The organism is Variovorax sp. OV700, from assembly GCF_900099805.1.
Lineage (GTDB): Bacteria > Pseudomonadota > Gammaproteobacteria > Burkholderiales > Burkholderiaceae_C > Variovorax.
Window position 1 is genome coordinate 121,096 of the sequence record NZ_FNDR01000014.1, and the last position, 25,278, is coordinate 146,373.

28 protein-coding genes are annotated in these 25,278 nt (G+C 67.9%); 9 read left to right on the forward strand and 19 right to left on the reverse strand.

The features are described 5' to 3' along the window. Window position 1: 1 nt before the first annotated feature. The 7 genes from BLR24_RS25970 to BLR24_RS26000 are packed head-to-tail and all read right to left on the reverse strand — an operon-like array spanning window position 2 to window position 5,363. On the reverse strand, window positions 2-607 hold the full coding sequence (locus tag BLR24_RS25970) for a Maf family protein (RefSeq protein ID WP_093022803.1): 606 nt from the start codon (window positions 605-607) through the stop codon (window positions 2-4). Then, window positions 604-1,071: a 23S rRNA (pseudouridine(1915)-N(3))-methyltransferase RlmH gene (rlmH, locus tag BLR24_RS25975; protein ID WP_093022805.1), complete on the reverse strand. Its 468-nt coding sequence runs from the start codon at window positions 1,069-1,071 to the stop codon at window positions 604-606. The genes BLR24_RS25970 and rlmH overlap by 4 nt, the downstream gene beginning before the upstream one ends. Then, window positions 1,068-1,748, reverse strand: a complete 681-nt coding sequence (gene rsfS, locus BLR24_RS25980; protein ID WP_093022807.1) for a ribosome silencing factor — start codon at window positions 1,746-1,748, stop codon at window positions 1,068-1,070. Before rsfS ends, rlmH begins: the two co-directional genes overlap by 4 nt. Further along, entirely contained in the window at window positions 1,748-2,383 is a 636-nt protein-coding gene (nadD, locus tag BLR24_RS25985) for a nicotinate (nicotinamide) nucleotide adenylyltransferase (protein ID WP_093022809.1), read from the reverse strand. The genes rsfS and nadD overlap by 1 nt, the downstream gene beginning before the upstream one ends. Next, window positions 2,380-3,297 (reverse strand): oxygen-dependent coproporphyrinogen oxidase, encoded by a 918-nt coding sequence (gene hemF, locus BLR24_RS25990; RefSeq protein WP_093022811.1) that lies wholly within the window; start codon window positions 3,295-3,297, stop codon window positions 2,380-2,382. The genes nadD and hemF overlap by 4 nt, the downstream gene beginning before the upstream one ends. Further along, window positions 3,297-4,595 (reverse strand): phosphoribosylamine--glycine ligase, encoded by a 1,299-nt coding sequence (purD, locus tag BLR24_RS25995; protein ID WP_093022813.1) that lies wholly within the window; start codon window positions 4,593-4,595, stop codon window positions 3,297-3,299. The genes hemF and purD overlap by 1 nt, the downstream gene beginning before the upstream one ends. Window positions 4,596-4,637: 42 nt before the next feature. Then, window positions 4,638-5,363: a YebC/PmpR family DNA-binding transcriptional regulator gene (locus tag BLR24_RS26000; RefSeq protein WP_093022815.1), complete on the reverse strand. Its 726-nt coding sequence runs from the start codon at window positions 5,361-5,363 to the stop codon at window positions 4,638-4,640. 117 nt (window positions 5,364-5,480) lie between these two features. Between BLR24_RS26000 and BLR24_RS26005 the strand changes: the two genes are divergently transcribed. The 4 genes from BLR24_RS26005 to BLR24_RS26020 are packed head-to-tail and all read left to right on the forward strand — an operon-like array spanning window position 5,481 to window position 8,886. Beyond that, window positions 5,481-6,269: a class I SAM-dependent methyltransferase gene (locus BLR24_RS26005; protein ID WP_093022817.1), complete on the forward strand. Its 789-nt coding sequence runs from the start codon at window positions 5,481-5,483 to the stop codon at window positions 6,267-6,269. 2 nt (window positions 6,270-6,271) lie between these two features. Next, entirely contained in the window at window positions 6,272-7,309 is a 1,038-nt protein-coding gene (locus BLR24_RS26010) for a chorismate transformation FkbO/Hyg5 family protein (protein WP_093022819.1), read from the forward strand. 30 nt (window positions 7,310-7,339) lie between these two features. Continuing rightward, window positions 7,340-8,143: a lysophospholipid acyltransferase family protein gene (locus BLR24_RS26015; RefSeq protein ID WP_254787576.1), complete on the forward strand. Its 804-nt coding sequence runs from the start codon at window positions 7,340-7,342 to the stop codon at window positions 8,141-8,143. Next, window positions 8,110-8,886 (forward strand): glycosyltransferase family 2 protein, encoded by a 777-nt coding sequence (locus tag BLR24_RS26020; RefSeq protein ID WP_093022821.1) that lies wholly within the window; start codon window positions 8,110-8,112, stop codon window positions 8,884-8,886. Before BLR24_RS26015 ends, BLR24_RS26020 begins: the two co-directional genes overlap by 34 nt. Before the next feature lie 17 nt (window positions 8,887-8,903). On the opposite strand, the gene fabG is transcribed toward BLR24_RS26020, so the two are convergent. Genes fabG through BLR24_RS26070 form a run of 10 tightly spaced genes read right to left on the reverse strand, consistent with a single transcriptional unit; the run spans window position 8,904 to window position 18,432 of the window. Continuing rightward, complete coding sequence (fabG, locus tag BLR24_RS26025) at window positions 8,904-9,635, reverse strand: 3-oxoacyl-ACP reductase FabG (protein WP_093022823.1); 732 nt, start codon at window positions 9,633-9,635, stop codon at window positions 8,904-8,906. Between the two features lie 58 nt (window positions 9,636-9,693). After that, window positions 9,694-10,161: a hotdog family protein gene (locus BLR24_RS26030; protein WP_175543349.1), complete on the reverse strand. Its 468-nt coding sequence runs from the start codon at window positions 10,159-10,161 to the stop codon at window positions 9,694-9,696. Window positions 10,162-10,163: 2 nt separating this feature from the next. Then, window positions 10,164-10,928, reverse strand: a complete 765-nt coding sequence (locus BLR24_RS26035; protein WP_093022827.1) for a class I SAM-dependent methyltransferase — start codon at window positions 10,926-10,928, stop codon at window positions 10,164-10,166. Next, the gene (locus tag BLR24_RS26040; RefSeq protein WP_093022829.1) at window positions 10,925-11,767 is read right to left on the reverse strand and encodes a polysaccharide deacetylase family protein; all 843 of its coding nucleotides are present in this window, start codon (window positions 11,765-11,767) and stop codon (window positions 10,925-10,927) included. The genes BLR24_RS26035 and BLR24_RS26040 overlap by 4 nt, the downstream gene beginning before the upstream one ends. Beyond that, window positions 11,767-14,166: an MMPL family transporter gene (locus tag BLR24_RS26045; RefSeq protein WP_093022831.1), complete on the reverse strand. Its 2,400-nt coding sequence runs from the start codon at window positions 14,164-14,166 to the stop codon at window positions 11,767-11,769. The genes BLR24_RS26040 and BLR24_RS26045 overlap by 1 nt, the downstream gene beginning before the upstream one ends. Further along, window positions 14,163-14,777 carry a LolA-related protein gene (locus BLR24_RS26050; protein ID WP_093022833.1) on the reverse strand — a complete coding sequence of 205 codons (615 nt, stop codon included), beginning with the start codon at window positions 14,775-14,777 and terminating at the stop codon, window positions 14,163-14,165. The genes BLR24_RS26045 and BLR24_RS26050 overlap by 4 nt, the downstream gene beginning before the upstream one ends. Continuing rightward, entirely contained in the window at window positions 14,749-15,747 is a 999-nt protein-coding gene (locus BLR24_RS26055; RefSeq protein ID WP_093022835.1) for an acyl-CoA synthetase, read from the reverse strand. Before BLR24_RS26055 ends, BLR24_RS26050 begins: the two co-directional genes overlap by 29 nt. Beyond that, window positions 15,747-17,456: an ApeI family dehydratase gene (locus tag BLR24_RS26060; RefSeq protein ID WP_093022837.1), complete on the reverse strand. Its 1,710-nt coding sequence runs from the start codon at window positions 17,454-17,456 to the stop codon at window positions 15,747-15,749. The genes BLR24_RS26055 and BLR24_RS26060 overlap by 1 nt, the downstream gene beginning before the upstream one ends. 16 nt (window positions 17,457-17,472) lie before the next feature. Further along, window positions 17,473-18,117, reverse strand: a complete 645-nt coding sequence (locus tag BLR24_RS26065; RefSeq protein ID WP_093022839.1) for a COG4648 family protein — start codon at window positions 18,115-18,117, stop codon at window positions 17,473-17,475. A gap of 3 nt (window positions 18,118-18,120) precedes the next feature. Continuing rightward, on the reverse strand, window positions 18,121-18,432 hold the full coding sequence (locus BLR24_RS26070) for a phosphopantetheine-binding protein (RefSeq protein WP_055796895.1): 312 nt from the start codon (window positions 18,430-18,432) through the stop codon (window positions 18,121-18,123). A gap of 101 nt (window positions 18,433-18,533) precedes the next feature. On the opposite strand from BLR24_RS26070, the gene BLR24_RS26075 reads away from it, so the two are divergent. Beyond that, a complete protein-coding gene (locus BLR24_RS26075) occupies window positions 18,534-20,042 on the forward strand; it encodes a helicase HerA-like domain-containing protein (RefSeq protein WP_093022841.1) in 1,509 nt (502 codons plus the stop codon). Between the two features lie 38 nt (window positions 20,043-20,080). Here the strand turns inward: BLR24_RS26075 and BLR24_RS26080 are convergent, their stop codons facing one another. Together BLR24_RS26080 and BLR24_RS26085 are read right to left on the reverse strand one after the other, a co-directional pair. Next, window positions 20,081-20,722, reverse strand: a complete 642-nt coding sequence (locus BLR24_RS26080; protein WP_093022843.1) for a DUF1109 domain-containing protein — start codon at window positions 20,720-20,722, stop codon at window positions 20,081-20,083. After that, on the reverse strand, window positions 20,719-21,300 hold the full coding sequence (locus BLR24_RS26085) for a sigma-70 family RNA polymerase sigma factor (RefSeq protein WP_175543346.1): 582 nt from the start codon (window positions 21,298-21,300) through the stop codon (window positions 20,719-20,721). The genes BLR24_RS26080 and BLR24_RS26085 overlap by 4 nt, the downstream gene beginning before the upstream one ends. Window positions 21,301-21,480: 180 nt before the next feature. Here BLR24_RS26085 and BLR24_RS26090 point away from each other — a divergent pair, with 180 nt between their 5' ends. The 4 genes from BLR24_RS26090 to BLR24_RS26105 all read left to right on the forward strand — a co-directional run bounded on the left by BLR24_RS26090 (window position 21,481) and on the right by BLR24_RS26105 (window position 25,254). Beyond that, window positions 21,481-21,900, forward strand: coding sequence for a hypothetical protein (locus tag BLR24_RS26090; RefSeq protein WP_093022845.1), 420 nt, complete (start codon window positions 21,481-21,483; stop codon window positions 21,898-21,900). Window positions 21,901-21,915: 15 nt separating this feature from the next. Further along, entirely contained in the window at window positions 21,916-22,386 is a 471-nt protein-coding gene (locus BLR24_RS26095; RefSeq protein ID WP_093022847.1) for a DUF6152 family protein, read from the forward strand. Window positions 22,387-22,498: 112 nt separating this feature from the next. Beyond that, on the forward strand, window positions 22,499-23,845 hold the full coding sequence (locus BLR24_RS26100; RefSeq protein WP_093022849.1) for a GTP cyclohydrolase II: 1,347 nt from the start codon (window positions 22,499-22,501) through the stop codon (window positions 23,843-23,845). Further along, window positions 23,842-25,254, forward strand: a complete 1,413-nt coding sequence (locus BLR24_RS26105; RefSeq protein WP_093022851.1) for a URC4/urg3 family protein — start codon at window positions 23,842-23,844, stop codon at window positions 25,252-25,254. The genes BLR24_RS26100 and BLR24_RS26105 overlap by 4 nt, the downstream gene beginning before the upstream one ends. Window positions 25,255-25,278 lie beyond the last annotated feature (24 nt).

The following is a 25,278-nucleotide window of genomic DNA, read 5'->3' on the forward strand; positions in this document are numbered from 1 at the left end:
CTCAGGTATTGAAACCGGCGCTGCGAAGAAGCTGCGCGGTCTCGAACATCGGGAGTCCCATGATGCCCGAATAGGACCCGCTGATGTGCTCGATGAACGCGGCCGCCGCGCCCTGGATCGCATAGGCGCCGGCCTTGCCGAGCGGCTCGCCGCTTTCCGCGTAGCGCGCGACCTGCTTCCTGGTCATGGTGGCGAAGCGCACGCGCGAAACACTGAGTGCCGCATGGCGGCGGCGGCCATGCTGCAGCGCCACGGCGGTCAGCACGCGATGCGTGGTGCCCGACAAGAGTGCCAGCATGCGCTCGGCATCGCGTGCATCGTCGGGCTTGCCGAGGATGCTGCGGCCGAGGGCCACCGTGGTGTCGGCGCAGAGCACCGGCGCATCGGCGAGTCCGAGGCGCTTACGCCGCGCCACTGCGGCATCGAGCTTGAGCGCAGTGACGCGCTGTACGTAGGCGGTGGGAGATTCGTTGACCAGGACCGCCTCGAGCGATTCGGCATCTTCTTCAGGGCCAGCAAGGAGAAGCTCGTGGCGAATGCCGAATTGGCCGAGCAGCTGGGCGCGGCGCGGGCTCTGCGACGCAAGGTAGATGAAGTCTGGTGTCATTCCCGGTGGTACGGATGGCCCGCGTTGACCGACCAGGCCCGGTACAACTGCTCCACGAGCAGGACGCGCGCCATCGCATGCGGCAGGGTCAGGTCGGAGAGGCGGATGCGTTCGTGGGCTGCGGCCTTGAAGGCGGGGTCGAGGCCGTCGGGGCCGCCGATGACGAGGGCGACGTCGTCGCCCTCGCCCTGCCAGGCTTGCAGGCGCGAGGCCAGCGCCTTGGTGGTGAGCGAGGTGCCGCGCTCATCGAGCGCCACAATGCGCATGCCCCTGGCAATGGCGCCTTCGATGCGCTCGCGTTCGGCAGCGTAGATGGTTTCGAGCGACTTGGAACCGCGGGGTTCGGTCTTCACGGCCCGCAGCTCGAGCTTGAGCTCGGGCGGGAAGCGCTTGGCGTAGTCGTCCCAGGCAGTCTGAGCCCAGTCGGGCATGCGCTGCCCGACGGCGACCACCAGGAGCTTCATGCGCGGCGGGCTGGCGCCTTCTTGGCAGGCGCCTTCTTGGCAGGCGCCTTCTTTGCCGCGGGCTTCTTCGCGGCCGGCTTGCCGACCACCTTGACCGGCACGCGCGCCGTCGTGGTCTTCTTTGCCGGCGCCTTTTTGGCGGCGGTTTTCTTGGCCGGGCTGCGGCTGGCCTTCTCGGCCTTGGCTTCCTGCTCGGCCGCGCGGATGGCAGTCTTGGCCGCGCTGGTACGGCGCAGGTTGGGCATCTTGGCTACCACCGGCTTTTTCTCGTCGATGACCTTGGCGGCGGTTGCAAGGGCCGGCTTGGTGCCGCCGAGCTTGGCGCGCACTGGCTTGTCGCCCCAGATCTCTTCGAGGTGGTAGTACTGGCGGATAGCGGGCTGCATGATGTGCGCGACAGCCGCGCCGCAGTCCACGATGATCCACTCGCCGTTGTCCTCGCCCTCGATGCGCGGCTTGCCGAAGCCAGCCTCTCGCACCGCATCGCGAACGCTGGCGGCCAGCGCCTTGGTCTGGCGATTGGAGGTGCCCGAGGCAACGATCACGCGTTCGAACAGCGGTGAGAGATGCTCTGTGTCGAAAACCTGGATGTCCTGCGCCTTGACGTCTTCGAGTCCATCGATGATGGCTCGCTGGAGTTTTTGGGTGTCTTTCTTGGCGGCGGCTTCAGTGGTCATCAGGCAGGGCGGTAAAGGTGGTGTTGGTCAATATAGCGTGCAACGGCTGGCGGAACCAGCGAGGAAATGTCCTCGCCAAGCGCCGCACGCCGCCGTATATCGGTGGCGCTGGTGTCCATAACCGGCAGTTCGAGCGCTTCGAAACGCGCGCCAGCCGGAAGGCCGGGCAGCATCTTCGGATCAAAACGAGCAGTGCCGCCCGTCGATAATGCGCGATACGCTACAGAAACAATAGCAATGCCGAGTATAGCCTGCCAGCCGTGCCACTTCGGCAAGGCGCTGGCCTGGTCGGCACCCATGATCAGGACCAGCTGGGCTCCGGGCTGCTCCCGCTGCAATTCATGCAGGGTGTCGAGCGTGTAGGTGGGGCCATCGCGCAGCACTTCGCGGCTGTCGACCACCACCGTTCCCTTCAGCCCCGAAAAAGCCAGCCGCGTCATTGCAAGACGGTCTTGCGCCGGCGTCAGCGCCCGGCTCTTGTGCCAGGCCTGCCCCGTGGGTATGACGTGCAGTTCGGCCAGGCTGAGCTGCGAAAGCGCCGCCTCGGCCAATGCCACGTGGGCGTTGTGCGGCGGGTCGAAGGCGCCGCCGAAAATGCCGATGCGCGGGGGTGACTTGCTGGCAGGAGGGTTCACAACCAGTCGCGCCGCACGATGAAATCGCTGTAGAGCACGGCTTCGGGGCTGCCCGGCTCCGGCTGCTGACGGTAGGCCCAGCTTGCGAGCGGCGGCATCGACAGCAGAATCGATTCGGTGCGCCCGCCCGACTGCAGCCCGAAGTGCGTGCCGCGGTCCCACACGAGATTGAACTCGACGTAGCGTCCGCGCCGGTAGAGCTGGAATGCCCGCTCGCGCTCGCCCCAGGGCGTTGCGCGGCGGCGCTCGACGATGGGCAGGTAGGCCGGCAGGAAGGCATTGCCCACGGCGCGCAGCATTGCAAAGGCATTTTCGAATCCGCCCTCGGCGAAGTCGTCGAAGAAGATGCCACCGATGCCGCGCTGCTCATTGCGGTGCTTAAGAAAGAAATACTCGTCGCACCAGGTCTTGAAACGCGGATATTTGTCGTCGCCGAAGGCGGCGAGCGCATCGCGGCAGGTGGTGTGAAAGTGCACCGCGTCTTCTTCGAAACCGTAGCAGGGCGTCAGGTCCATGCCGCCGCCGAACCAGCACACAGGGTCTTTGCCCTCAGGCAGCGCAGCCAGCATGCGCACGTTCATGTGAACGATGGGCACATAGGGGTTGCGCGGATGGAACACCAGCGAAACACCCATGGCCTCGAACGGCGCGCCCGCGAGTTCAGGCCGGTTCTGCGTGGCCGATGGCGGCAGCTTCGCACCGCGTACCTGCGAGAAGCCACAGCCCGCACGCTCGAAAAGCTTACCGCCCTCGAGGATGCAGGTGAGGCCGCTGCCTTGCAGCGCCTCACCGGGTTCCTTCAGCCAGGCGTCTCGCGTGCAGGCGCCACCATCTGCCGCTTCAACCGCAGCGACGATGTCCTGCTGCAACTTGCGCAGGTAGTCGCCGACCGCTGCGGGATTAGTCTGTTGCATCAGGCGTGGGGAGTGCCGCGCGCGTGGACCGCGCGGTGCCCGATGTCCTTGCGGTATTGCGCGCCGTCGAAATTGATGCGCGCGGCGACTTCGTAGGCCCGCTGCTGCGCCAGCTTCACGCTGTCGGCCAGCGCGGTCACGCACAGCACGCGGCCGCCGCTGGTCTTGAGCTCGCCGTCTTGCTGCGTGGTGCCAGCGTGGAACACCACGGCATCCGGCGCTTCTGGCGGAATGCCGGTGATGCGGTCGCCCTTGCGCGGCGAGAGCGGATAGCCGTGCGCCGCCATCACCACGCCAAGCGCCACGCGCCGGTCCCACTGCAGCTCGACCTGGTCGAGCGTGCCGTCGGTGGCGTGCCAGAACACTTCGAACAGGTCGGACTTCAGCCGCATCATGATCGGCTGCGTTTCGGGGTCGCCCATGCGGCAATTGAATTCGAGCGTCTTCGGGTGCCCGGCTGCGTCGATCATGAGACCGGCGTACAGGAAGCCCGTGTATGGGATGCCGTCTTTTTCCATGCCGCGAATGGTCGGCAGGATGATTTCGCGCATGGCGCGCGCATGCACTTCGGCCGTGACGACCGGTGCGGGCGAATACGCGCCCATGCCGCCCGTGTTCGGCCCTTCGTCGTTGTCGAGCAGGCGCTTGTGGTCCTGGCTGGTGGCCAGCGCGGTCACGTTCTTGCCATCGCACAGCACGATGAAGCTGGCTTCCTCGCCCTGCAGGAATTCCTCGATCACGACGCGCGCGCCGCCATCGTTGTGCGACACGCCGAACTTGTTGTCGACCAGCATGAAATCGACCGCCTCGTGCGCCTCTTGCGCGGTCATGGCCACCACCACGCCCTTGCCGGCGGCCAGGCCGTCGGCCTTGACGACGATGGGAGCGCCCTTGGCATCGATGTAGGCGTGTGCGGCGGCCGCATCAGTGAAGGCTTCGTACTCGGCCGTCGGAATCTTGTGGCGCTTCATGAACGCCTTGGAGAACGCCTTGGAGCTCTCGAGCTGCGCGGCCGCCCGCGTGGGGCCGAAGATGCGCAAGCCGTGGGCGCGGAATTCATCCACCACGCCGGCCGCCAGGGGCGCTTCGGGCCCGACGACGGTGAGCGAGATCTTTTCCTTGGTGGCCCATTCGCGCAGCGCGGCGGGCTCGCTGATGTCGATGCAGTCGTAGCGCTCGTCGCTCACGGTGCCGCCGTTGCCCGGCGCCACGTACACGCGGCTGACCCGGCTGGCCTGCGCCAGCCGCCACGCCAATGCGTGTTCCCGGCCCCCTCCTCCAATTACCAGTACCTTCATTCGTGGGCCTTCTTCATTCGCTGTGGATCAATGGTCATTCATTCATTCGGAAAGTGCGGCGTTGTGATAGACCTCTTGGACATCGTCCAGGTCTTCGAGCACATCGAGCAGCTTCTGCATCCTGGCGGCGTCTTCGCCGATCAGTTCGATCGTGTTTTCGGCCCGCATGGTGACCTCGGCCACCTCGGGCTTGAGGCCGGCGGCCTCGAGCGCGTTCTTGACGGTTTCGAAATCGGCGACGGCCGTGATCACCTCGATGGCGCCGTCGTCATCGGTGACGACGTCTTCGGCGCCTGCTTCGAGAGCGGCTTCCATGACCTTGTCTTCATCGGTGCCGGGCGCGAAGATGATCTGGCCGCAGTGCTTGAACTGGAACGCCACCGAGTTTTCCGTTCCCATGTTGCCGCCGTGCTTGGAAAAGGCATGGCGCACCTCGGCCACGGTGCGCACGCGGTTGTCGGTCATGGTGTCGACGATGATCGCCGCGCCGCCAATGCCGTACCCTTCGTAACGAATTTCTTCGTAATTGACGCCTTCGAGATTGCCGGTGGCCTTGTCGATATTGCGCTTGACAGTGTCGATCGGCAGGTTGACCGCCTTGGCTTTTTCGACCGCCAGCCGCAGCCGGGGGTTGGCACTCAGGTCACCCCCGCCGGCGCGCGCTGCCACCGTGATTTCGCGAATGGCGCGCGTCCAGAGCTTGCCGCGCTTCTCGTCCTGGCGGCCCTTCCGGTGCTGAATGTTTGCCCATTTGCTATGTCCGGCCATGGCTTTCTATCTCGCAGTCTTGTGTTTTCAAAGCAGGCTCCGAGTTTACTGTCCGGCGCACACAACGGCTGGCGAGTCGGCGCCGAGGCGGCGCTCCCTTTTGGTGATAATCCCCCGATGACGCCATCGCCTTCCGTCGGGCCCGGGAATCCGACCACCCTGCCGCCGCACACCCCCTTGCCCCTGTACTACAAGAACGAGGCAGAGCACCAGGCATTCCTGCGCCGCATCTTCGATAGCACCGCCGCCGACTACGACCGGATCGAGAGCGTGCTCGCGTTCGGCACCGGTCCGTCTTACCGGCGGGAGGCCCTGACGCAGGCCGGGCTTGCCCAGGGTGCGCAGGTGCTCGACGTCGGCATCGGCACCGGGCTGGTCGCCCGCGAGGCGCTCAAGATCATCGGCCCGGCGGGCCGGCTGGTGGGCGTCGATCCCAGCGTGGGCATGATGGAACAGATCGACCTGCCGGGCGTGGAGCTGGTTCCCGGCGTGGCGGAGGCGCTGCCCCGCCCCGACGCCAGTTGCGACTTCGTGAGCATGGGCTATGCGATGCGCCACATCAGCGACGTGGCGGCCGCCTTCAGCGAGTTCCACCGCGTGCTGCGTCCCGGCGGACGCCTGGTCGTGCTCGAGATCACCAAGCCGAACGGCCGCATCGCCACTGCGCTGCTCAAAGGCTACATGCGCGCTGTGGTGCCGCTGATAGCCCGCGTGGTCGGGCGCCGCTCAAATACCTCGGAGCTGTGGCGCTATTACTGGGACACCATCGAGGCCTGCATCCCGCCAGAACGCGTGCTGGAGGCACTGCGCGCCGCCGGCTTCACCGACGTGCGCCGGCACGCAAGCCTGGGTGTCTTCTCCGAATACATGGCCCGCAAACCGGAAACCATCGTCGAGGCCGGCTGACCGTGCAAGTCCAGGGCGAAACCTCACATCTGCGCGTCGAGCGCCTTTCACTGCCCGCCTGCCTCGCGCTGGCCGCGAACGGTGCCGCGCCTTTTGCGGCGCTCGGCTACGGCACACCGCACGAGCTGGCGTGGATGCCAACGGTCAACGCACGCGTTCTTTCGGCGCAAGGTGCCATGGCCGACGTATGGCACGTGGCCGGTGCGAACGTCGAGTCGGGCACCACCGGCATCGCGCGCTGGCGCACCGACGGCCATTGGCTGCTCGGCGCCATCGATATCGACGAATCCGCGGAAGAACACAACCTCGCCGAAATTGCCCACCGCGCCTATCGCGATCTGTTCAAGACGCTGGACCAGGCCGCCACACCGCACCTGCTGCGCATCTGGAACTACCTGCCGCAGATCAATGCCGACGGCGGCGGGCTGGAGCGCTACCGCCAGTTCAACCTCGGGCGCCAGGAAGCCTTCTTCGAGGCCGGCCGCGCCGCCTTCGAGGGAGCGCCGGCGGCTTGCGCGCTGGGCATCCACCAGGGTGCGTTGTCGATCCGCTTCCTGGCCGGCCGAAAGGCACCGTTGCCAGTCGAAAACCCGCGCCAGGTCTCGGCCTACCGCTACCCGGAAACCTACGGGCCGCGCTCGCCCACCTTCTCGCGCGCCGCGCTGGCCGACATCGGCAATGGCGAGGTGGCGCTGTTCATCTCGGGCACCGCGAGCATCGTGGGCCACGAAACCGTTCATCACGGCGACGTGCTGGAGCAAACCCGCGAAACGCTGCGCAATCTCGAAGCCGTCATCGCGGCCGCCAACGGGCAGGTGACCCACGTCTCGGGAGCTTTCTCGCTCGCCACGCTCGACTGCGTGGTCTACGTGCGGCATCCGGCGGACACCGACAAGGTGCGCGGCGTGATCGAGAGCGCGCTCGGCGTCGGCGCGCCGCTGATCCGCCACGCTGTCTACCTGGAGGCGGACATCTGCCGCAGCGACCTGTTGGTCGAGATCGAAGCCCATGCGGTCGCGCCGGGTCGCCTGCGGGCCTGACCCGCTGCGATCGATCGGACCGGCGACCCCATGTCGATGACCCGCGTGCTGCGCATTCTCACGGCCATTCCACTCGCGTTGATGCTCTACGCGCTGCTGCTTTTCCTCGGCCTCATTTCGCTGGCCTGGAATTTCGTCGCCATGCTGCTTTATCCGGTGATGCCGGAGGCGCCGGCCCGCACGCTGGGACGGCTGACCATCGCCTTTGCGTACCGCATGTTCTGGGGCCTGGCCTCCGTGACCGGGATGATGCGCATCGACGCCAGCTGCCTGGACCCGATGCGCAACGAGCCCGGCGTGATCTTCGTCGCCAACCATCCCACGATGCTCGACGCTCTGCTGCTGGTGGCGCGGCTGCCGCGCAGCGCCTGCATCATGAAGGCCGACCTGCTGCACAACATCTTCCTTGGCGCTGGTGCGCGGCTCGCGCGCTACATCAGCAACGAGTCGGCCCGCACCATGGTGCGGCTGGCCGTGGCCGACTTGCGCAACGGCGGCCAGCTGGTGATCTTTCCCGAAGGCACGCGCACGGTAACGCCGCCGGTCAACCCCTTCGGCCACGGCGTGACGCTGATCGCCAAGCTCGCACAGGCGCCGATCCAGACCGTGTTCATCGAGACCGACTCGCCCTATCTCAGCAAGGGTTGGCCGCTGTGGCGCGTGCCGCCGCTGCCCATCGTCTTCAAGCTGCGGCTGGGCGAACGGTTCGCGCCGCTTCCGGACAGCCACGTGCTGCAATCGGAGCTGGAACAATACTTTCGCCAAAACATGGAACAGCGCGCCACCGACGCGTCCCCCGCATGCCAGACGCCTCGCGCACACACCTTGTCCTGATTCCCAGCTACAACACGGGCGAACGCCTGTTCTCGACGGTCCAAGCGGCGCGCGCTCAGTGGAATCCGGTCTGGGTGGTGGTGGACGGCAGCACCGACGGCACGGGCGAGCGCCTGCAGCAAATGGCCGCCAGCGACCCGGGTCTGCGGGTGTGGCTGCTGCCGCAGAACCAGGGCAAGGGCGCGGCCGTTCTGCACGGCCTCGGCGAAGCGCGCAAGGCCGGCTTCACGCATGCATTGACCATGGATTCCGACGGCCAGCACCCGGCCGATTTGATTCCCGCCTTCATGCACGCATCGCAGGTCCGACCCGAAACCATGGTGCTGGGCCGCCCGGTGTTCGATGCCTCCGCCCCGTTGCTGCGCGTGCGCGGAAGGCGCGTGTCCAACGGCTGGACCCAGCTCGAAACCCTGTTTGCCGGCGTGGGCGATTCGCTTTATGGGTTTCGCGTGTACCCCGTGGCTGACCTCATTGCTGTAATGCAGAAGCAGCCGTGGATGCGCCGCTTCGACTTCGACACCGAAGCCGTCGTTCGGCTCGCCTGGCGCGGCGTCAAGCCGGTGAACATCGATGCACCGGTGAAATACCTGACGGCCGAGGAAGGCGGGGTGTCGCACTTTCGCTATGGGCGCGACAACGTGCTGCTGACGTGGATGCACACGCGGCTGATGATCGAGTTCGTCTTGCGCCTGCCTGGGCTGCTGTGGCGCAAGGCCAGGCGCTTGCCGCCCTTTCAGGCCTGACATGAACTCGGCGGCGGCTAGATCATCCCGCCGTTGATCGAGATCACCTGCCCCGTGATGTAGGCCGCCTCGTCGCTCACCAGAAAAGAAGCCAGCGCCGCCACTTCCTGCGGCGTTCCGGCACGCTTCATCGGCACCATCTGGTTGACCACGGCGGGATCGAACGCCGCATCGGCCATTGGCGAGGCGATGATGCCCGGCGCAATCGCGTTGACGGTCACGCCGCGCGACGCCACTTCGAGCGAGAGTGCCTTGGTCGCGCTGTTGAGTGCGCCCTTGGCCGCGGCATAGTTGACCTGCCCGCGGTTGCCGGTCAGTGCCGACACCGAGGAGATGTTGAGAACGCGGCCCCAGCGCGTGCGCATCATCGGCAGCAGTAGCGGCTGTGTCACACGGAAGAATCCGTTAAGCGAAACGTCGATGACCTTGTGCCACTGCTCGGCGCGCATGCCGGGCAGCACGGCGTCGTCGTGCACGCCCGCGTTATTGACGACGATCTGCACAGGCCCGCTTTCGAGCATGCGTTCGCACGCCACCCGGCAGGCGTCGTCGCTGCGCAGGTCGAACACGTGGCACTCGGCCTTGCCGCCCGCGGCCACGATGGCAGTCGCCAGTTGCTCCACCGCTTCGGGGCGCGAGTTGGCATGCAGCAGCACCGTGGCGCCGTCGCGCGCCAGGCGCTCTGCCATGGCTGCGCCCAAGGCACCGCTGGCGCCGGTGATCAGCGCGCGTTTTCCTTCAAGAGTCATGGGTAAACCTCCGCCCTGCGGGCTGTGGTGCGAGTCCCTTCGGGCGGCCGGGCGGGACTCATGGCGTCGTGGCTCCGGTTGCAAGCGGCGTGTTCAGCACCACCACGGCGCGGCCTTCGGCCAGTACACGCCCAGCGCTGTCGTTCACCGCGAATTCATAGAGGATCTGGTTCGTGTCGCCCGAGAGGCGCCGCGCCTGCACCTGCAGCGCGCCGTCGACGGTCTCAAGCCGCGCAACCGAGAAGCGCACATTGCGCGCGCTCGCAAGGAACCCGGCCGACGGCGTGCTCCCCTCGGCCGCCAGCAGGCCGCCGTGCAGGGCCATGGCCTGGGCCGCGTACTCGATGGCGTTGGGCGCAAGCAACCCACCCGCCGTCCGCAACGGATTGTCCGGGTGCAGGTGTGTGCGGGTGCTGCAATGGATGGACTCGGCGTCCCAGCGATCGAGCCGCTCCAGCAGGCACATGCTGCCGCTGTGCGGAATGCGCTCGGCAATGCCGGCACGGTCGAGCGTCTCCGGGACCATGGTCACGCGGCGGGCTGCAGGTCGGCCACGAGCAGCACGTTGGCAAAGGGCGTGCCTTCGCTCATCGGAATGCTCTGCACGCGAAACTCCAGCCGCTGCAGCACCGCCACCCAGTCGGCCAGCGGGCGGCCCCAGGTGGGCGACACCTTGTGGCCGCGAATGCGCGTCACGGTGCGATCGACCCACTGACTGATGGCGAAGCCGCGCTTGCTCGACGCGTCGCCAATGCGCAGCAGCAGCCGGGCATTCGTATTGCTGCCGCGCCGCAACGCGTCGCGCACGCGCTGCAGCACGCTGTCTTGGGCGTCGATGTCGACATAGTGCAGCACGTCGAGAATCACGACCAGGTCGCACTCGGGCAGCGGTGCCGTGCACATGTCGGCGCAAAGCAGCCGTGGCGCCGGTTGCAGATGCCCGATGGAGGCCGCAGCGCGCGCCACGTCCTTGGGCATCAGTTCGATGCCGGTGTAGTCGGCCGCCGTCGGCGTGGGCTTCCAGGACGAGGGCCAGCGGCCATGCGCCTGCATGCGGCTCATCGACGCCAGCAAGCTCGCGAAAAGCCCTTGCCCGCAGCCGATGTCGACCACGCGGCGATGCGCCGAGTCGATCAGGCCGCGTTCGAGCAGCCCGCGAAACACCGGGTCGCGCCCCAGCTTGCCACGCGCGAAATGCCAGGCGAAGCTGCCGCCCTTCTTGTAGGGAACGGTGGCATCCTCGTGAAGCTCGCGCCAGGCGGTGTCGGTGGAAAAAGGCGGCACAGCGCTCATGGTTCAAGGCCTTCCGGCAAGGTGACGGCGCGCAGTCCGCCGGCGCGCAAACGTTCGAGAAGCAAGGGCAATACCTCCAGCAACACGGGGATTCCCTCAGGAGTGCGCGCGGCATTGCCGTCGTGCAGAAGCAGGATGTCGCGCGCCTGCAGATTGCGGCCGAGGCGCGCCATGACCTTGGCAGGGTCGCCTTCCCGCGTGTCGAAGCCGCGGCGCGTCCAGCTCACCAGCGACAGGCCGAGCCGGTGCAGCACCGGCTCGAGGAACGGATTGCGCAAACCGGCCGGTGCGCGGAAACAGGTGGGCCGTTGGCCGGTGGTTTCGGCCAGGATGTCTTGCGCGCGCGCAATCTCGCTGGCAAAACCGCGGGGGCCGAGAAAGGAAAAATTGTGCCGATGGCGCGCAGTGTGGTTCTGGATGCTGTGGCCTCGCGCCACGATCTCGCGCGCCAATGCCGGGTGCGCAAGCACGCGTTCGGCAATGCAAAAGAAGGTGGCACGCTGGCCGTGTGCGTCCAGCAGGTCGAGCACCTTGGGCGTGACCTCGGGGTCCGGGCCATCGTCGATGGTGATCGCCACCTGACCCCGGGCGCCGGCCGCTTCAGGCAGCCGCGTGACGTTGGGCCCCAGCAGGCTGCTGCGCGGCGTGAGCCCCGCGCCGGTGATCAGCGCATGGTTCAGCACGATGGCGCCGATGGCCCAGGGCATGGCGCCCGGCACCAGCGCGCCCGCACCGATGGCCGCCACGTGCCAGGCCGCGCTGGCGCGGATGGCCGGCGGCCAGGGCCAGGATTCGGACGGTGCGGCAGAAGCGGAAGACATGGCGCGGGATTGTCCCATCAGCCGTGCGCGGGCGGCGATGCCACCCGCCGGGCAAATGCGGCCGACAGCAGCAAGGCCAGCAAGGCACCCGGTGCGACCACGCGGCCGATCGACGACAGCGCCGGGATGTCCGAGATCGCAATCAGCCCGAAGGAGACCACCGTGGTCAGGTTGGCCAGCATCAGCGAGGCCAGCGTGTCCTCGTCGGCGCGCCCGGCCACGCGCAGCTGGTCGAAGAACAGCGCGTAGTTGGAGCCCACCGCCACGATCAGCAACAGCCCTACCAAGTGCAGGATGCCCAGCGGGACCTGAAGCACGGCCATGCCGCCCAGCGTGAGTACCACCGCGACCACCAACGGCTGGCACACCGCGAGCAGGCGCTTGCCCGAACGCAGGTAAATGCCGAGCAGCACCACCACGGCCAGCGCGCCGAGCAGCACCTGCACGAAGGCCTCGTGCAGATAGCGCTGATAGAGCCCCGCGAGTTCGCGGCCGACGTCGACCACCTGCACTTCGGGCACACCCGCCAGCGCCCTTTCGAGCCGGCCCGCATTGAAGTTCGGACCAGGATGCAGAACCACCAGCGTCGACCAGCCGCCTCCCGGGCGCTGGTACATGAGCGTGTTGACCACAGAACCGAGCGGCCCGCCGGTCAGGTCGGCGCGCCGCACCGGCGCCAGCTTGCGCGCGGCCTCGACGTCGGCCAGGAAAGGCCCGAGGCGCGTGGCCGGGAGCGGTGAGCCTTGCGTGGCCTCGGCCAGCCGGGCGCGCAGCGCCTCGCTCTCGGGCAGGCTGGCCAGGCGGGCCGCCTGCGTCGCCACGCTCGGCAGCACGCGGGTGACGGCCTCGAATCCGCCGAGCTCTCCCTTGTCGACCAGCGTCTCGAGCCGCGCCGTGGCGGCTTCGGTGTTGCGCAATGCCGTTTCTTCATCGGCGCCGTAGACCACCACCAGCGTTCCGCCGTCGCCAGTTCCGATGTCGGCACGCAGCATTTCGTCGAGTTGCTGTGCCGACTTGGGCACCGGGCTCATCGCACCGAGGTCGGCGCGCCAGAGATGGCCGCCCTGCCAGATCACGATCACCAGCGCGGCGGCGCCAAGCCCGGCCAGCACCCAGCGCAGGCGCGGCAGGCCGCGCACTAGCACGCCGGCAGCGTGCGCCATGTACCTGCGCATGCCCATGCCGGTGGCGCCATCGGGCGCGAGCATGGGCAGCGCATAGCGCGTGGCCAGCGCGGCAGCCACGAGCCCCGCGATGGAAAACACACCCAGCTGCGCCAAGCCCGGAAATCCCGAGAACACCAGAGCCGCGAAACCGCACACCGAGGTCAGCAGCCCGAGCCGCACGGTGGGCCAATGCACCTCGCGCCAGCGGGCCCAGCCGGTGCCGGCCACGGCGGCGCCGCGGGCCTGGATCAGGTAGTAGATGGCGTAGTCGACCGTCTCCCCGATCAGCGTGCTGCCGAAGCCCAGCGTCATGCCGTGCACCGAGCCGAAAACCACGCTCACCGCGGCGGTCCCCACCACCACGCCGGTGGCCACCGGCAGGAACGCGATGACCAGCGCGCGCGGCGAGGCGAACGCCAGCAGCAGCAGGCCGCCCATCACGATGCCGCCGACGATGGCCAGGTGAATGGCCTCGGTCTTGATCTTGTCGCGGCTCAGCACGGAGAACACGGGCGGCCCGCTCAGCAGCAGCTTCGGCCTGCCAGCCTCGGCCATGCCCTGCGTTGCGGCGTCGAAGGCCGCCTGCACCCGCGCAATGGCCACGGCCTGCGCATCGAGATCGCTGCCCGCCGCGCGTGTGGTGGCGATCATGAGCGCGCGGGGCGCGGTGCGCGACATCCAGACGCCGTTCTCGCTGCGCGGCGCGCTGGCCGGCGTCAGCTCCACCGCGATGCGCTGCGTTTCGCCGGTCGGATCGCGGTCGAGCAATGGCTTGATCGCATTGCCGGCCGGCGTGCCCAGCATCGACAGCGTTTCGTAGATCGCGTCACGCAGGCCGGCGACCGTGAACTGCTCGGGCCGCACGCCGGGCGAGAGTTGGTAGCGGTGCTCGAATACCCAGGTGCCGGCTTCGCTCCAGTCGCCGGTGTCGCCGTTCTGGATCAAGTCGAACAGCTTGCTTTCGCGCATCGCCTTGGCGACGGCGCGCGATACCGCGGCGCGCTGCTCCAAGCTGGCACCGCCTTCGATGCCGAGCATCAGCGTTCGCGACGCCACGCCGCTTTGCAACTGCTCGATGAGCACCTGCTGCCGAACGTCGGGGCTCTTGGGCAGGAAGGCCGAGAGATCGGCGCTGAAGTGCGTGCGCGCGATCTGCAGCGCGCCGCCGAGCAGGACCAGGGCCCAGACCAGCAGCACCACCGCCCGGCGCCGCCAGCTCGGCGGGCCTTCGCCGGTCTCGGGTGCCCTCACGGCGTGGTGCGTCCGGCGGCGCCCGGGCGTTCGGGCGTGATGTTCATCACCGAGCGGTCGCCGCCGACGAATTCCATTTCGAGGCCGATCACCTCGCTGGCGCGCCCGCTGATGCGGATGCTGCGCACCTGGGCGGCAAGCCGGCTGTCGGCCGGCAGCAGGTCGAGCGTCCAGTTGGCGGCCGAGCCGCTCACCGTGCTGCGGAAATACCGCTGCAAGGTCGTGCCGTCGCCGCTCAGGGTGCCGCGCATGGCTTCGACCAGGCCGAGCAGTTCGGGCATGCTGTCGAGCGTCAGCGTGCGGTTACGGCCGCCGCGCGACAGCGTGAGTGTGTTGCCTTCGACCGCCATCGTCTCCTCGCGTGGCGACAAGGTGCGCCGCACCAGCTTGTCGGGGGCGTTGAAACTCAGTGTGCCGCGCGAATCGAGCGGGCCTTCGAGGCCGTGCACGAAGCGCTGTTCGGTGAAGCGGGCTTCGCCGCTTTTCTGCTTGGAAAGCAGCCCCATCAGCTCGGGCAGGTCGAGAGCCCAGGCCGGCGCGGCACAGCAGGCCAGTGCCAGCAGCAAGCTCCTGCACAGCCAGTCAAACCGAATCTTCGAGCCAGAAATCATGAAAGTTGAACCAGTTGTACGGATAGGCGCGGCACAGCGCTTCCAGGCGTGTCACGTAGGCTTCGACCGCCGCCTGGATACGGCGTTCCCGCTCGGCGGCGTCGATTGACCGCTCGCCGAAGTCGGCCAGGAGGTCGAATTGAACATCGTAGCGCGCGCCGCCGCCATAGAGGCCGGCCATGAAGAACACCTTGCGCCGCAGCAGCGCCGCAAGACGGAACGGGCCGTCGTTGAAGCTTGCTGGCTGGCCGAGGAACGGCAGCACGATGGTGTTGCCGCGCTGCTGCGCCGGCTGGTCTTCGCTGCCCGGCAGGGTGCGGTCGGCGAGCATGCCGCCGAGGCCGCCGCCATCGAGCCAGTCGCGCAGCGCGAGCATCGAATGCGGGCGACCCAGCGCGATCACGTGAGGCCGCAGTTCGGGCAGGCTGATGGCGTTGAGGATGGCCGTGATGCGCTGCGCATTGTCGGGATACATCAACATTGCGAGCCGAAGCTCTTGCTTGTGCTCGCTTTTTTGCTTGCAGGCGCCCATCGCCTCGAAGCTGCCGACGTGCGCACCCAGCAGGAAGGCGCCGCGTCCGCCCAGCGCCTCGGCTTCCAGCGCGGGGTTGCCTTTCACCTTCACGTCGAACAGATTCATGCGCCCGCGCAAGAAATACACGCGGTCGAGCACGGTGGAGGCAAAGGCATGCAGCAGGCGGTAGCCGTCGATCCAGCCGGCCTGCGGACCGATGGCCCTGAACAGGTAGCGCTTGATGTGGCGGCGCGGCGCGGGCGCGAACAAGAGAAAGTACAGGCTGATCGGCGGCAGCAGCAGGCGCGTCAAATGGCGCCCACAGACCAGCGCCACAAGGCAGATGAGACGCAGGGCCAGCATGTTGCTGCGCTCGGGCGTGTGCGCCCAGTCGCCGCGGTGCCCCGCTTGCGCTGCGTCGTTCACGGCGCGCGTTTCGGCATCGGTGTGCTTCATCACGCGGACTCTTGCACGGCGGCCCAGCGGCCGGTGACAGCCACCACGCCGTCACAGCGCACGTCGAAGCGCACGCCGCGCGAGCCGCCGGACTCGGGATGCAGCTCGATCGAGAGCATGCTGCCGGGCCGCACGGGCGCGAGAAACTTGGCGGCCGCCAGCGTGGGATGGCTGCCGAGGCGCGCGACCAGCGCGGGCACGCGCTGCATGGCTTCCATCACCTCGGCCAGAATCAGCGCGCCCGGCAACAGCGGCTGACCCGGAAAATGGCCGGCGAATGCCGGATGGTCGATGGGCACCGCATGGGCGAGCTGCACCGGGGTGGTGTCGTCTGCAAGCTGTGCGAGCGCGAATTCGCGCAGTGCCCGTACCGTGAGCTTGCCTGTGCCTTCGCGCGGAAAGGCCTTCACCTGGACCACGCGGCGCGGCACGAACACCGGCTCCAGCCTCTGGCGCAGCGCCGCGATGATTTCGCCGGCCGAGAGCGTGGGCGCCACCACGAAGGCAACGGGGCGCACCACCCCGTCGGCCACTTCGTCGGGCAGCCAGAACGCGCCGTCCTCCACGCCCGCAATGCTGTTGAGGTGATAGTTCAGATGCGCGAGCGAACTGCGCCGGCCCGCCACGTGGATCAGGTCGTTGGCGCGGCCGAACAGCCGGAAGCGGCGCTCGTCGAGCAGTTCGAGCACGTCGGCCATGGGCGTGGGCTCGGGCAGGAAGTCGCCGCTGAAGATGAAGCGCTCGGGGCCGTCGCCCTCGCCTGACTCGGCATGCACGCGGATATCGCCGAAGTTCTCCCAGATTTCGCTCTGGGTGGTGCGGCGGGTGGCGACCTGGCCCGATTCGGTGCTGCCGTAGATTTCGATCAGCACGCCGCCGAGCGCCTGCTCGGCCTGGGCCGCAAGTTGCGGCGACAGCGGCGCGGTGGCGGAAAGAATCAGGTCGACCGCCGGCAGTTCAATCCCTGACAGCAGCAGCGTCTTCAGATGGAAAGGCGTGGTGACCAGCGCGCGCGGACGCGGCACCGATGCCAGGGTTTTGGCCACGTCGGCCGGAAAGAATGGCCGCCCGCTTTCAAACGCGGCGCCGCCGAGCATGGCCAGGAGTGCTGACGATTCCAGCCCATAGCTGTGCTGCACCGGGACGGTTGCCACCAGCGTCAGGCCGGCGAGCGACGGCAGCCCGAGCAGGCTGGAGAGCCGCTCCACCGCCACCGCCACGTCGCCGACCAGCGTGTCCCACCTCTTGGCGTGCGGCTGGGGCACGCCGGTGGAGCCGGAAGTCAGCAGACTCACCGCGTGCATGGCACCGTCGATGAGCGGTACCTCGAGGCCGTCGCCGCCTTCGGGGCTGGAGCGGTCCTCGATCAGCACGCGCGGCATGCCGGGCGTGGCGAGTCCGGCGTCGTCGGTCAGCGCGAAAAGCTTCGATCCGCCGGATTCGAGCAGGCGCGCCAGCGTGTCGGGCCGCGTGTCGGGCGGCAGGAGGCTCGCATGGCCGCGCACCAGCGCAGCCGCCAGGCTGACGGCAAAGGCGTAGCGGTCGACGCACAGGTTGACGGCTTTCCCCTCCGCCGGCAGCACCGGCGCAAAGCGGGCCACGTCGGCCAGGAACTGCCGCGTGCTGACCGGCACGCCGGCACGCCAGGCCAGGGGTGCATCGAGATCCCGGTTGGCGATCAGCGGCAGCAGGCGGGTGTCGGCGGTCACGCGGGTGGCCCCTGTTTCACCGGCCGCCGGTGCCGTGGTCGATGGTGGATGTGCCCTGGAAGGCGCGCACCGCGTCGATGAGCCGCGTGCGCTCGAATTCGGGATGCAGCCGATAGCGCACCAGGTGCTCGCCCACGAAAAGAAGCGTTACCGAAAGCGGGGTAAGCACGTTCGCGAGCAGCGACCAGGCTGAAAAAGGCAGAGTCAGGTACACCACGATGGACGACACCACGACCAGCGCGAAGTAGACAGTCCAGATGCGGGTGAGCTGCGTGGTGTAGGCCAGCATGTGGCCCTTGAGCGGATGCACGCGCTGCGCGAACTGCGTGATCAGCGGAAGCCCCGGGCCGCGCAGCGAGGCGCCGAACCAGCCGCACAACAGGCCGTTGATGGCGACGTGCTGGAACACATAGAGCCGGTTGGTGTCGCCCGCCTCACCGAGGAACACGAGCGCGAAGCCCCCGATGCCGAGCAGCATTGCCGCAATGAAACCCAGGCGGCCGAACTTGCTGGCGGCAAAGCCCATGGCGGCAAGCCAGAGCGGGCCGAGCAGGACCACCACAGCCCACGGCTCGGTGGGGTGGAACAGCATCATCCAGTGAGAGAGGCCGGCATAGGCCACCCCCACCAGCAGCAGGAGCGCCAGTCGCCATCGTGACATGGATCAGGAAGCGCTGCGATGCTGGGCGACGTGGGTCGCGAGCGTGCGCAGCGACTGGAAGATCTGTTGGTTGCGCTCGTCGTCCGAGCGCAGCTGGAAGCCGTAGCGCCGGGACACCTCGAGTGCAACTTCGAGGATGTCGATCGAGTCGAGGCCGAGGCCTTCGCCGTACAGCGGATCGGTCGGCACGATGTCTTCGGGTGCCACTTCTAGATTGAGCGCGTTCACCAGCAGGACGGCCAATTCTTTTTCAATCGGCGACTGTTCAGGTGAATCGCCAACGGCGGGAATGGGGGGCTGAGCAGTCGATGACAAGAAAACCTCCTGAAACTTTTTCGGTTACTACCTCGGGGGTCGTGGATTATAGGAGGGCCGCTTGATTAGACTGCCCGCTTCGATACGACCCGGAGCCCCGCATGGCCGACCCCCTTCTCATCGCACGCCACGACACCATCGAGTGCGCCCTGCTGCCCAGCCTGGCCAACCGCCACGGCCTGATCACCGGCGCCACCGGCACCGGCAAGACGGTCACCCTGCAGACCATGGCCGAGAAGCTTTCGAGCATCGGCGTTCCGGTGTTCATGGCCGACGTGAAGGGCGACCTGACCGGCATGAGCCAGAAAGGCGCCATCGGCGAAAAGATGGCGGCCACGCTGAAGGAACGCGGCATCGATCTGCCCGAATCGGCCGCCCGCCCGGTCACCCTGTGGGACGTGTTCGGCGAACAAGGCCATCCGGTACGTGCCACCGTTTCCGACATGGGCCCCCTGCTGCTGGGCCGCATGCTCGACGTGAACGAAACCCAGGCCGGCGTGCTGAACCTGGTGTTCAAGATCGCCGACGACAACGGCCTTCTGCTGCTCGACCTGAAGGACCTGCGCGCCATGCTGCAGTACGTGGGCGAGAACGGGAGCCAGTTCACGACCGAGTACGGCAACATCAGCGCTGCCAGCGTGGGCGCCATCCAGCGCGGCCTGCTGCAGATCGAAACCCAGGGCGGCGACAAGTTCTTCGGCGAGCCGATGCTCAACATCGCCGACTTCATGCAGACCGTGGGCGGCAAGGGCGTGATCAACATCCTGGCGGCCGACAAGCTCATGAATTCGCCGCGGCTCTACGCCACCTTCCTGCTCTGGATGCTGTCCGAGCTGTTCGAGCAACTGCCCGAGATCGGCGACCCCGACCAGCCGAAGCTGGCCTTCTTCTTCGACGAGGCCCACCTGCTCTTCAACGAAGCGCCCAAGGCGCTGGTCGAACGCATCGAACTCGTGGTGCGGCTGGTGCGCTCCAAGGGTGTGGGCGTCTATTTCGTGACGCAGAACCCGCTCGACATTCCGGATTCGGTGCTGGCGCAGCTCGGCAACCGCGTTCAGCACGCGCTGCGCGCCTTTACCCCGCGCGACCAGAAGGCGGTCAAGGCCACGGCGACCACCATGCGCCAGAAGCCGGGCCTGGATATCGAAACCGCCATCACCGAACTTGCGGTGGGCGAGGCGCTGGTGAGCTTTCTGGATGCCAAGGGGCGCCCGAGCGTGACCGAGCGCGTGTACGTGGTGCCGCCCGGCAGCCAGATCGGCCCCATCACACCTGCACAGCGCCAGGCGGTAATAGCCAATTCACTTGTGGCCGGCGTGTACGAGAAGACCGTGGACCGCGAGTCGGCTTACGAAAAGCTCAAGGGCCGCGCCGAAACAGCGCCCGATGCACCGCCGGTCAAGTCGGGCGGCAAGGGCGCGGCCGAATCGTCCGAAGGCAGCAGCATGCTGAACGACCTGCTCTTCGGCAGCACCGGTCCGCGCGGCGGCAAGCGCGACGGCCTGGTGCAAACCATGGCCAAGTCGGCGGTGCGGACCATGGGCACCTCGGTGGGCAAGGAAATCTTGCGCGGCGTGCTGGGCGGGATTTTCGGGGCCAAGAAGCGCTAACCGAGGTGGGCCGGCCGGTTCCGGGCCGGGCAATCGGCTTACCAGCGCAGCAAGCGCGGCCCGAGCACGGCGCCCACCAGCACGGGCAGCGCGATGCCGCTGACGTACCAGACCGCCAGGAAAGGTGCCGTCAGTTCCATGCAGTGCAGCGCATAGACGGCGGCCCCCACCCCGCCCGCCAGTCCGCCGGCGGCCGCACCAGCTAGAGCCGGCCGCGTGGGCGCCAGGCCTTTCAACGCCATCAGCGCCGCGGCGAAGACCGGCAGTGCCATCAGCCCGATGCTGAGTGCGCAAACGCGCCACGACTCGCCCATGAGCAGGGGCATGCGCTCCTGCGGCGGCGCATTGAACCAGGCCATGGCCGCCAGCACCCACACCGCGAGCACCGGCACGGCGACGCCGAGCCAGGCGCGCCGCACCTGCACGCCGGGGCGCGCGAGGCGCTGCACCATCACGAAGGCGGCCACCGCAATGCACAGCGGAAACAGCACCTTGACCCAGAACATCGGCCAGAACATGGCCTGAACCAGATCGCGGCGCAGGCCGTACTCGGTGAACAGGATGGCGAACGACAAGGGCAGCGCCGCCAGCAGCGCAAAGGCCAGGCGGCGCCCCGCGGCACGGCGCGGCGCGGCTGTGGAGCCGGTGGCCAGCATGGCGACGAGATCGTCGGTCTTCATGATGCCTTGCCTCCCATCTTTGCCGCGAGCGCCTTGAGCCCGCGATGGATGCCCACCTTCACGGCCGACTCGGACATGCCGGTCAGGCTGGCGGTCTCGGCCACCGAAAGGCCTTCGAGCTTCACGTGCACGATCGGCAGGCGCTGGCGCTCGGGCAGCGTCTGCAGCAGACCGCCCAGGTCGCGGCGCGCGTCGCTGGCATCGGTAGCCGATTCGGCGAACACCGCCAGGTCGTCGTCCAGCGGGTCATGCAGCGCTTCGCGCGCGGACTTGGCGCGCAGCAGGTCGATCATCTTGTAGCGCGCAATCGCATGCACCCAGGCCGTCAACGGCTGGTCGCTTTGGTAAGTATGGCGCTGGTTGTGCATGGCGAGCAGGCATTCCTGGACAAGATCTTCCACTTCATCGGGCCAGCCGAACAGGCGCTTGCCCAGAAAGGCGCGCAAGTGCGCGCTGAGTTTTTGCAGGAACTCGCGATAAGCCGCTGCGTCGCCGTCCAGGCCGCGCAGGAACAGGCTCCGCAGCGCCGCCTCGGCTTCGCTCATTCGCGTCCTGCTGTCCACTGTGTTTCGTACCATCGGACCGGCTGGTTACAGCCCTTTCGAAAAAAGATTCCGCCGGATTGTGCCGTGCCCGGCGGCGGCGCCGGGATCGATGCTCGGCTAAGCTCGCCCGAACCCATGCAAGGAGCGCCCCATGCAAGCTGTCGCCTCGTGTCTCCCGGGCCGTGAACACCGCCCGGCCAGGGCCTGAAGCCGATGCTGTCCGGACTCGCTTCGAACCCCTGGGCCTATCCGGCGCTGGAAGTGGTGCACATCGTCGGCATTGCGCTGCTGTTCGGCGGCCTGCTGGTTTTCGAGCTGCGCGTGCTCGGCCTCGGCCGCGAGCTTTCGGCGCCGCAACTGGCCCGACTGACGCTGCTGCCGGCACTGGTCGGTTTCGGGCTGTGCGCCGCTACCGGCCTCACGATGTTCTCCACGCAGCCGGGCGAACTGCTGGCCAACAGCGCGTTCCGGGTCAAGCTGGTCCTGATCGGCCTGGCGGGCGCCAACGCCATCTGGTTTCACGTTCGCGGCGGCCCCGCCGCGACTGGCAGGGTGGCCAAGGTGCAATGCCTCATGTCGTTGGGGTTTTGGCTCGCTGTCATCATCTGCGGGCGCTGGATTGCCTACATCTAAGCCAAGGAGACCGAGATGATTCAGAGACGACGCTTGTTGGTTGCCGGTTCGCTGGGCCTGGCCTTGCCGGCCTGGGCGCACCATGGATGGAGCAGCTTCGACCAGGACCGGCCGCTCTACCTGGAGGGGCGTGCGACCAAGGTCATGTGGCGCAATCCGCATGGCGAGCTGGAGCTCGAGCTGCCCGAGAACCCCACGCTGCCCGCCGACCTGAAGCAGCGCGCGTTGCCCAGGCAAAGCGCGACCGTCGATGGCCCCGGTCTGCTGGCCAGGGCGCAGCTACCGACGCGCCGCGACCGCAAGTGGACCATCGAACTTGCGCCGCTCACGCGCCTGCAGGCTTGGGGGCTGGACGAGATCAAGCCCGGCACCCAGGTGGCCGCGCTGGGCTTTACCTTCACCGGCGAAAAGGGCGAGCCGGTGCTGCGCGCCGAATACCTGTTCGTGGGCGGCAAGGCCTACGGCCTGCGCTCCTCACCAGCCTGAGGGGCACTCTGGCCGCGGTAAATGCCGCGGCCGTCGGCGGCACTGACGACGTTCGCGCCCTGCTTGCCAGCCGCGCGAGTGATCGGTACATTGCATTTTTTGAGGGCCTCCAATGTCCGCAGATAGCACAGCGACCCCTTCGGCGACCCCGGCAGTCCCGGCGATCCCCACGCTTCCAGCAACCCCTGCCGTCTCCCCCCTTCCCCCGCTCCACCCTTCGTCGTCGACCGGGCACATCCGGCTGACCTCCCATGCCGGGGGATTCGGCGCGCTGCCGATCCGATGGGGCGCGGCCTCGGCCACCGAGCGCGGGCCCGTGGTGGGCACCACCACGAAGCGGGCGCATCGCAACGTCATCGGCACGCACAGCGGGTCCTACAGCGTGTACCGCGCTCTGGCCGTGGCGGCCGGCGCCCTCAAGCGCGAACACAAGGCCGACCTGACCAACACCGCGCCAACGGACGTGATCGGCCCTTACCCGCAATGGAGCGAACCCGGGCGCATCGTCTCGCTCGACCCCTGGGGCGCGTTGGTGGCCGATGTGTTCTCCGCCGAGCTGGCGGCGGGCTACGACATTCGCCCGACCATCGCGATCACCAAGGCGCATGTGATCCTGCCCGAGGTGATCGAGGCGCTGCAAAGTGGTCGCCTCAAGGCCGACGGCCACTTTCTGACCGCCGGCGGCGCCGCCATGGTGACCAAGGCCGCCATCGAGCCCGTGTGGTACCTGCCCGAGGTGGCGCGGCGCTTCGGCTGCTCCGAGACCGACCTGCGCCGCACGCTCTTCGAAGAGACCGGCGGCATGTACCCCGAGCTCGTCACGCGCTCCGACCTGGAGGTGTTCCTGCCGCCGATCGGCGGGCAGACGCTCTACATCTTCGGCAACCCGCGCGACCTGGCCAACCCGGAGGTAGAGCTCACCGCGCGCATCCACGACGAGTGCAACGGCTCCGACGTGTTCGGCTCCGACATCTGCACCTGTCGCCCCTACCTCACGCACGCCATCGAAGAGTGCATCCAGGGCGCGCAGCGCGGCGGCGTCGGCCTCATTGCCTACTCGCGCAAGGAAGGACGCGCGCTCGGCGAGGTGACCAAGTTCCTGGTCTACAACGCCCGCAAGCGCCAGGTCGGCGGCGACACGGCCGACCAGTATTTCGCGCGCACCGAGTGCGTGGCCGGCGTGCAGGACATGCGCTTCCAGGAGCTGATGCCCGACGTCTTCCACTGGCTCGGCATCAAGAAGATCCATCGGCTCGTGTCGATGAGCAACATGAAGTTCGACGCCATCACCGGCTCGGGCATCGAGATCGGCGAGCGCGTGAACATTCCCGACGAACTGATTCCGGCCGACGCCCGCGTCGAGATGGACGCCAAGATGGCCGCCGGCTATTTCACGCCCGGCCCGGTGCCGGACGCCGAGGAACTCAAGAAGGCCAAGGGCCGGGGATTGAGCGAATGAACGACAAGAAGGAAAAAAGCAGCGACTACCTGCCCGCAGACGGTTCAGGCAACCTGCCGCCGGGCAGCGCAGGCGACATCGATCCCGCAATCGAATTTGCGCCGGACACCGGCCACCCCGCGGGTGCCGCCACCGTGCTGCGCACCACGGCTGCAATCCGCGAACGCGCGGCCGCGCTTCTGGCGCGCGCGCGCCGGGGCGAGTCGCAGTGGTTCCGCATCGGCGGAGCCGACGCGCTGGACGACGCGGCCCGCACGGTGGCCGAGGTCACGCGCGAGCGCTACCCCTGGGACACCATCCCGTACCACAGCCGCTGGCGCCACTTCGAGGCCGGCGGCGTGGACCGTCTGAAGCAGCTCGACCAACTGCTCGGCAAGCGCATCGACGCCCGGCAGCGCGCCCGCGCGCACATCGACCTGGTGCTGGTGAGCGTGCTTCTCGATGCCGGCGCGGGGCCCGACTGGCACTACACCGAGCCTGCCTCGGGCGGGCGCTTCACGCGCTCCGAAGGATTGGCCGTCGCGAGCTTCCATGCTTTCACCAGCGGACTGTTCTCGTCCAACCCCGACCATCCGCTGCAGGTGGATGCGGCCGGGCTGCGCGGCCTCGTGACCGACCGGCTCGGCGACGCCTTCCAGGTCAGCGACGTCAACCCTCTGGTGGGCCTGACCGGCCGCGCGGTGCTGCTGCGCCGGCTCGGTGAAGCCATGAGCGAGCAACCCGAGACTTTCGGCGACGACGGCCGGCCTGCCGGCATGTTCGATGCGCTGGTCGCGCCGTTCGGCGCCGCCGCGCCGCCCACGGCCGAGATCACGGCACACCAGATCCTGTCGCTGCTGCTCGAAACGCTGTCGGGCATCTGGCCCTCCGCCAATGCCATCGACAGCATCGCGGCCGATGGCAGCGACGCCACGGGCGGCGTCGGCTGGAGCGACCCGACCCTGGCGCTCGGCGACTGCTGGCGCCACAGCGCGGTGCGCGGCCCGGGCCTCACCAACGGCTGGATGCCGTTCCACAAGCTTTCGCAATGGCTCACCTATTCGCTGCTTGAGCCCTTCGAATGGGCGGGCGTGAAGGTGCGCCATCTCGATGCGCTCACCGCCCTGCCCGAGTACCGCAACGGCGGCCTCTTGATCGACAGCGGCGTGATCGTGCCGAAGGATCCGGCCTTTCTTTCGCGCGTCTGGAAAGCCGGGGACGAGTTCATCGTCGAGTGGCGCGCACTCACCGTGGCGCTGCTCGACGAACTGGCGCCGCACGTGCGCAAGATGCTCGACCGCACCGCGGAAGAACTGCCGCTGGCCTGCGTGCTCGAGGGCGGCACCTGGGCCGCCGGCCGCGTCTTGGCACAGCGCTTGCGTGACGGAGCGCCACCGCTCCTGATCGAAAGCGACGGCACCGTCTTTTAGACTCCCCGCATCAGCAACGGCAGA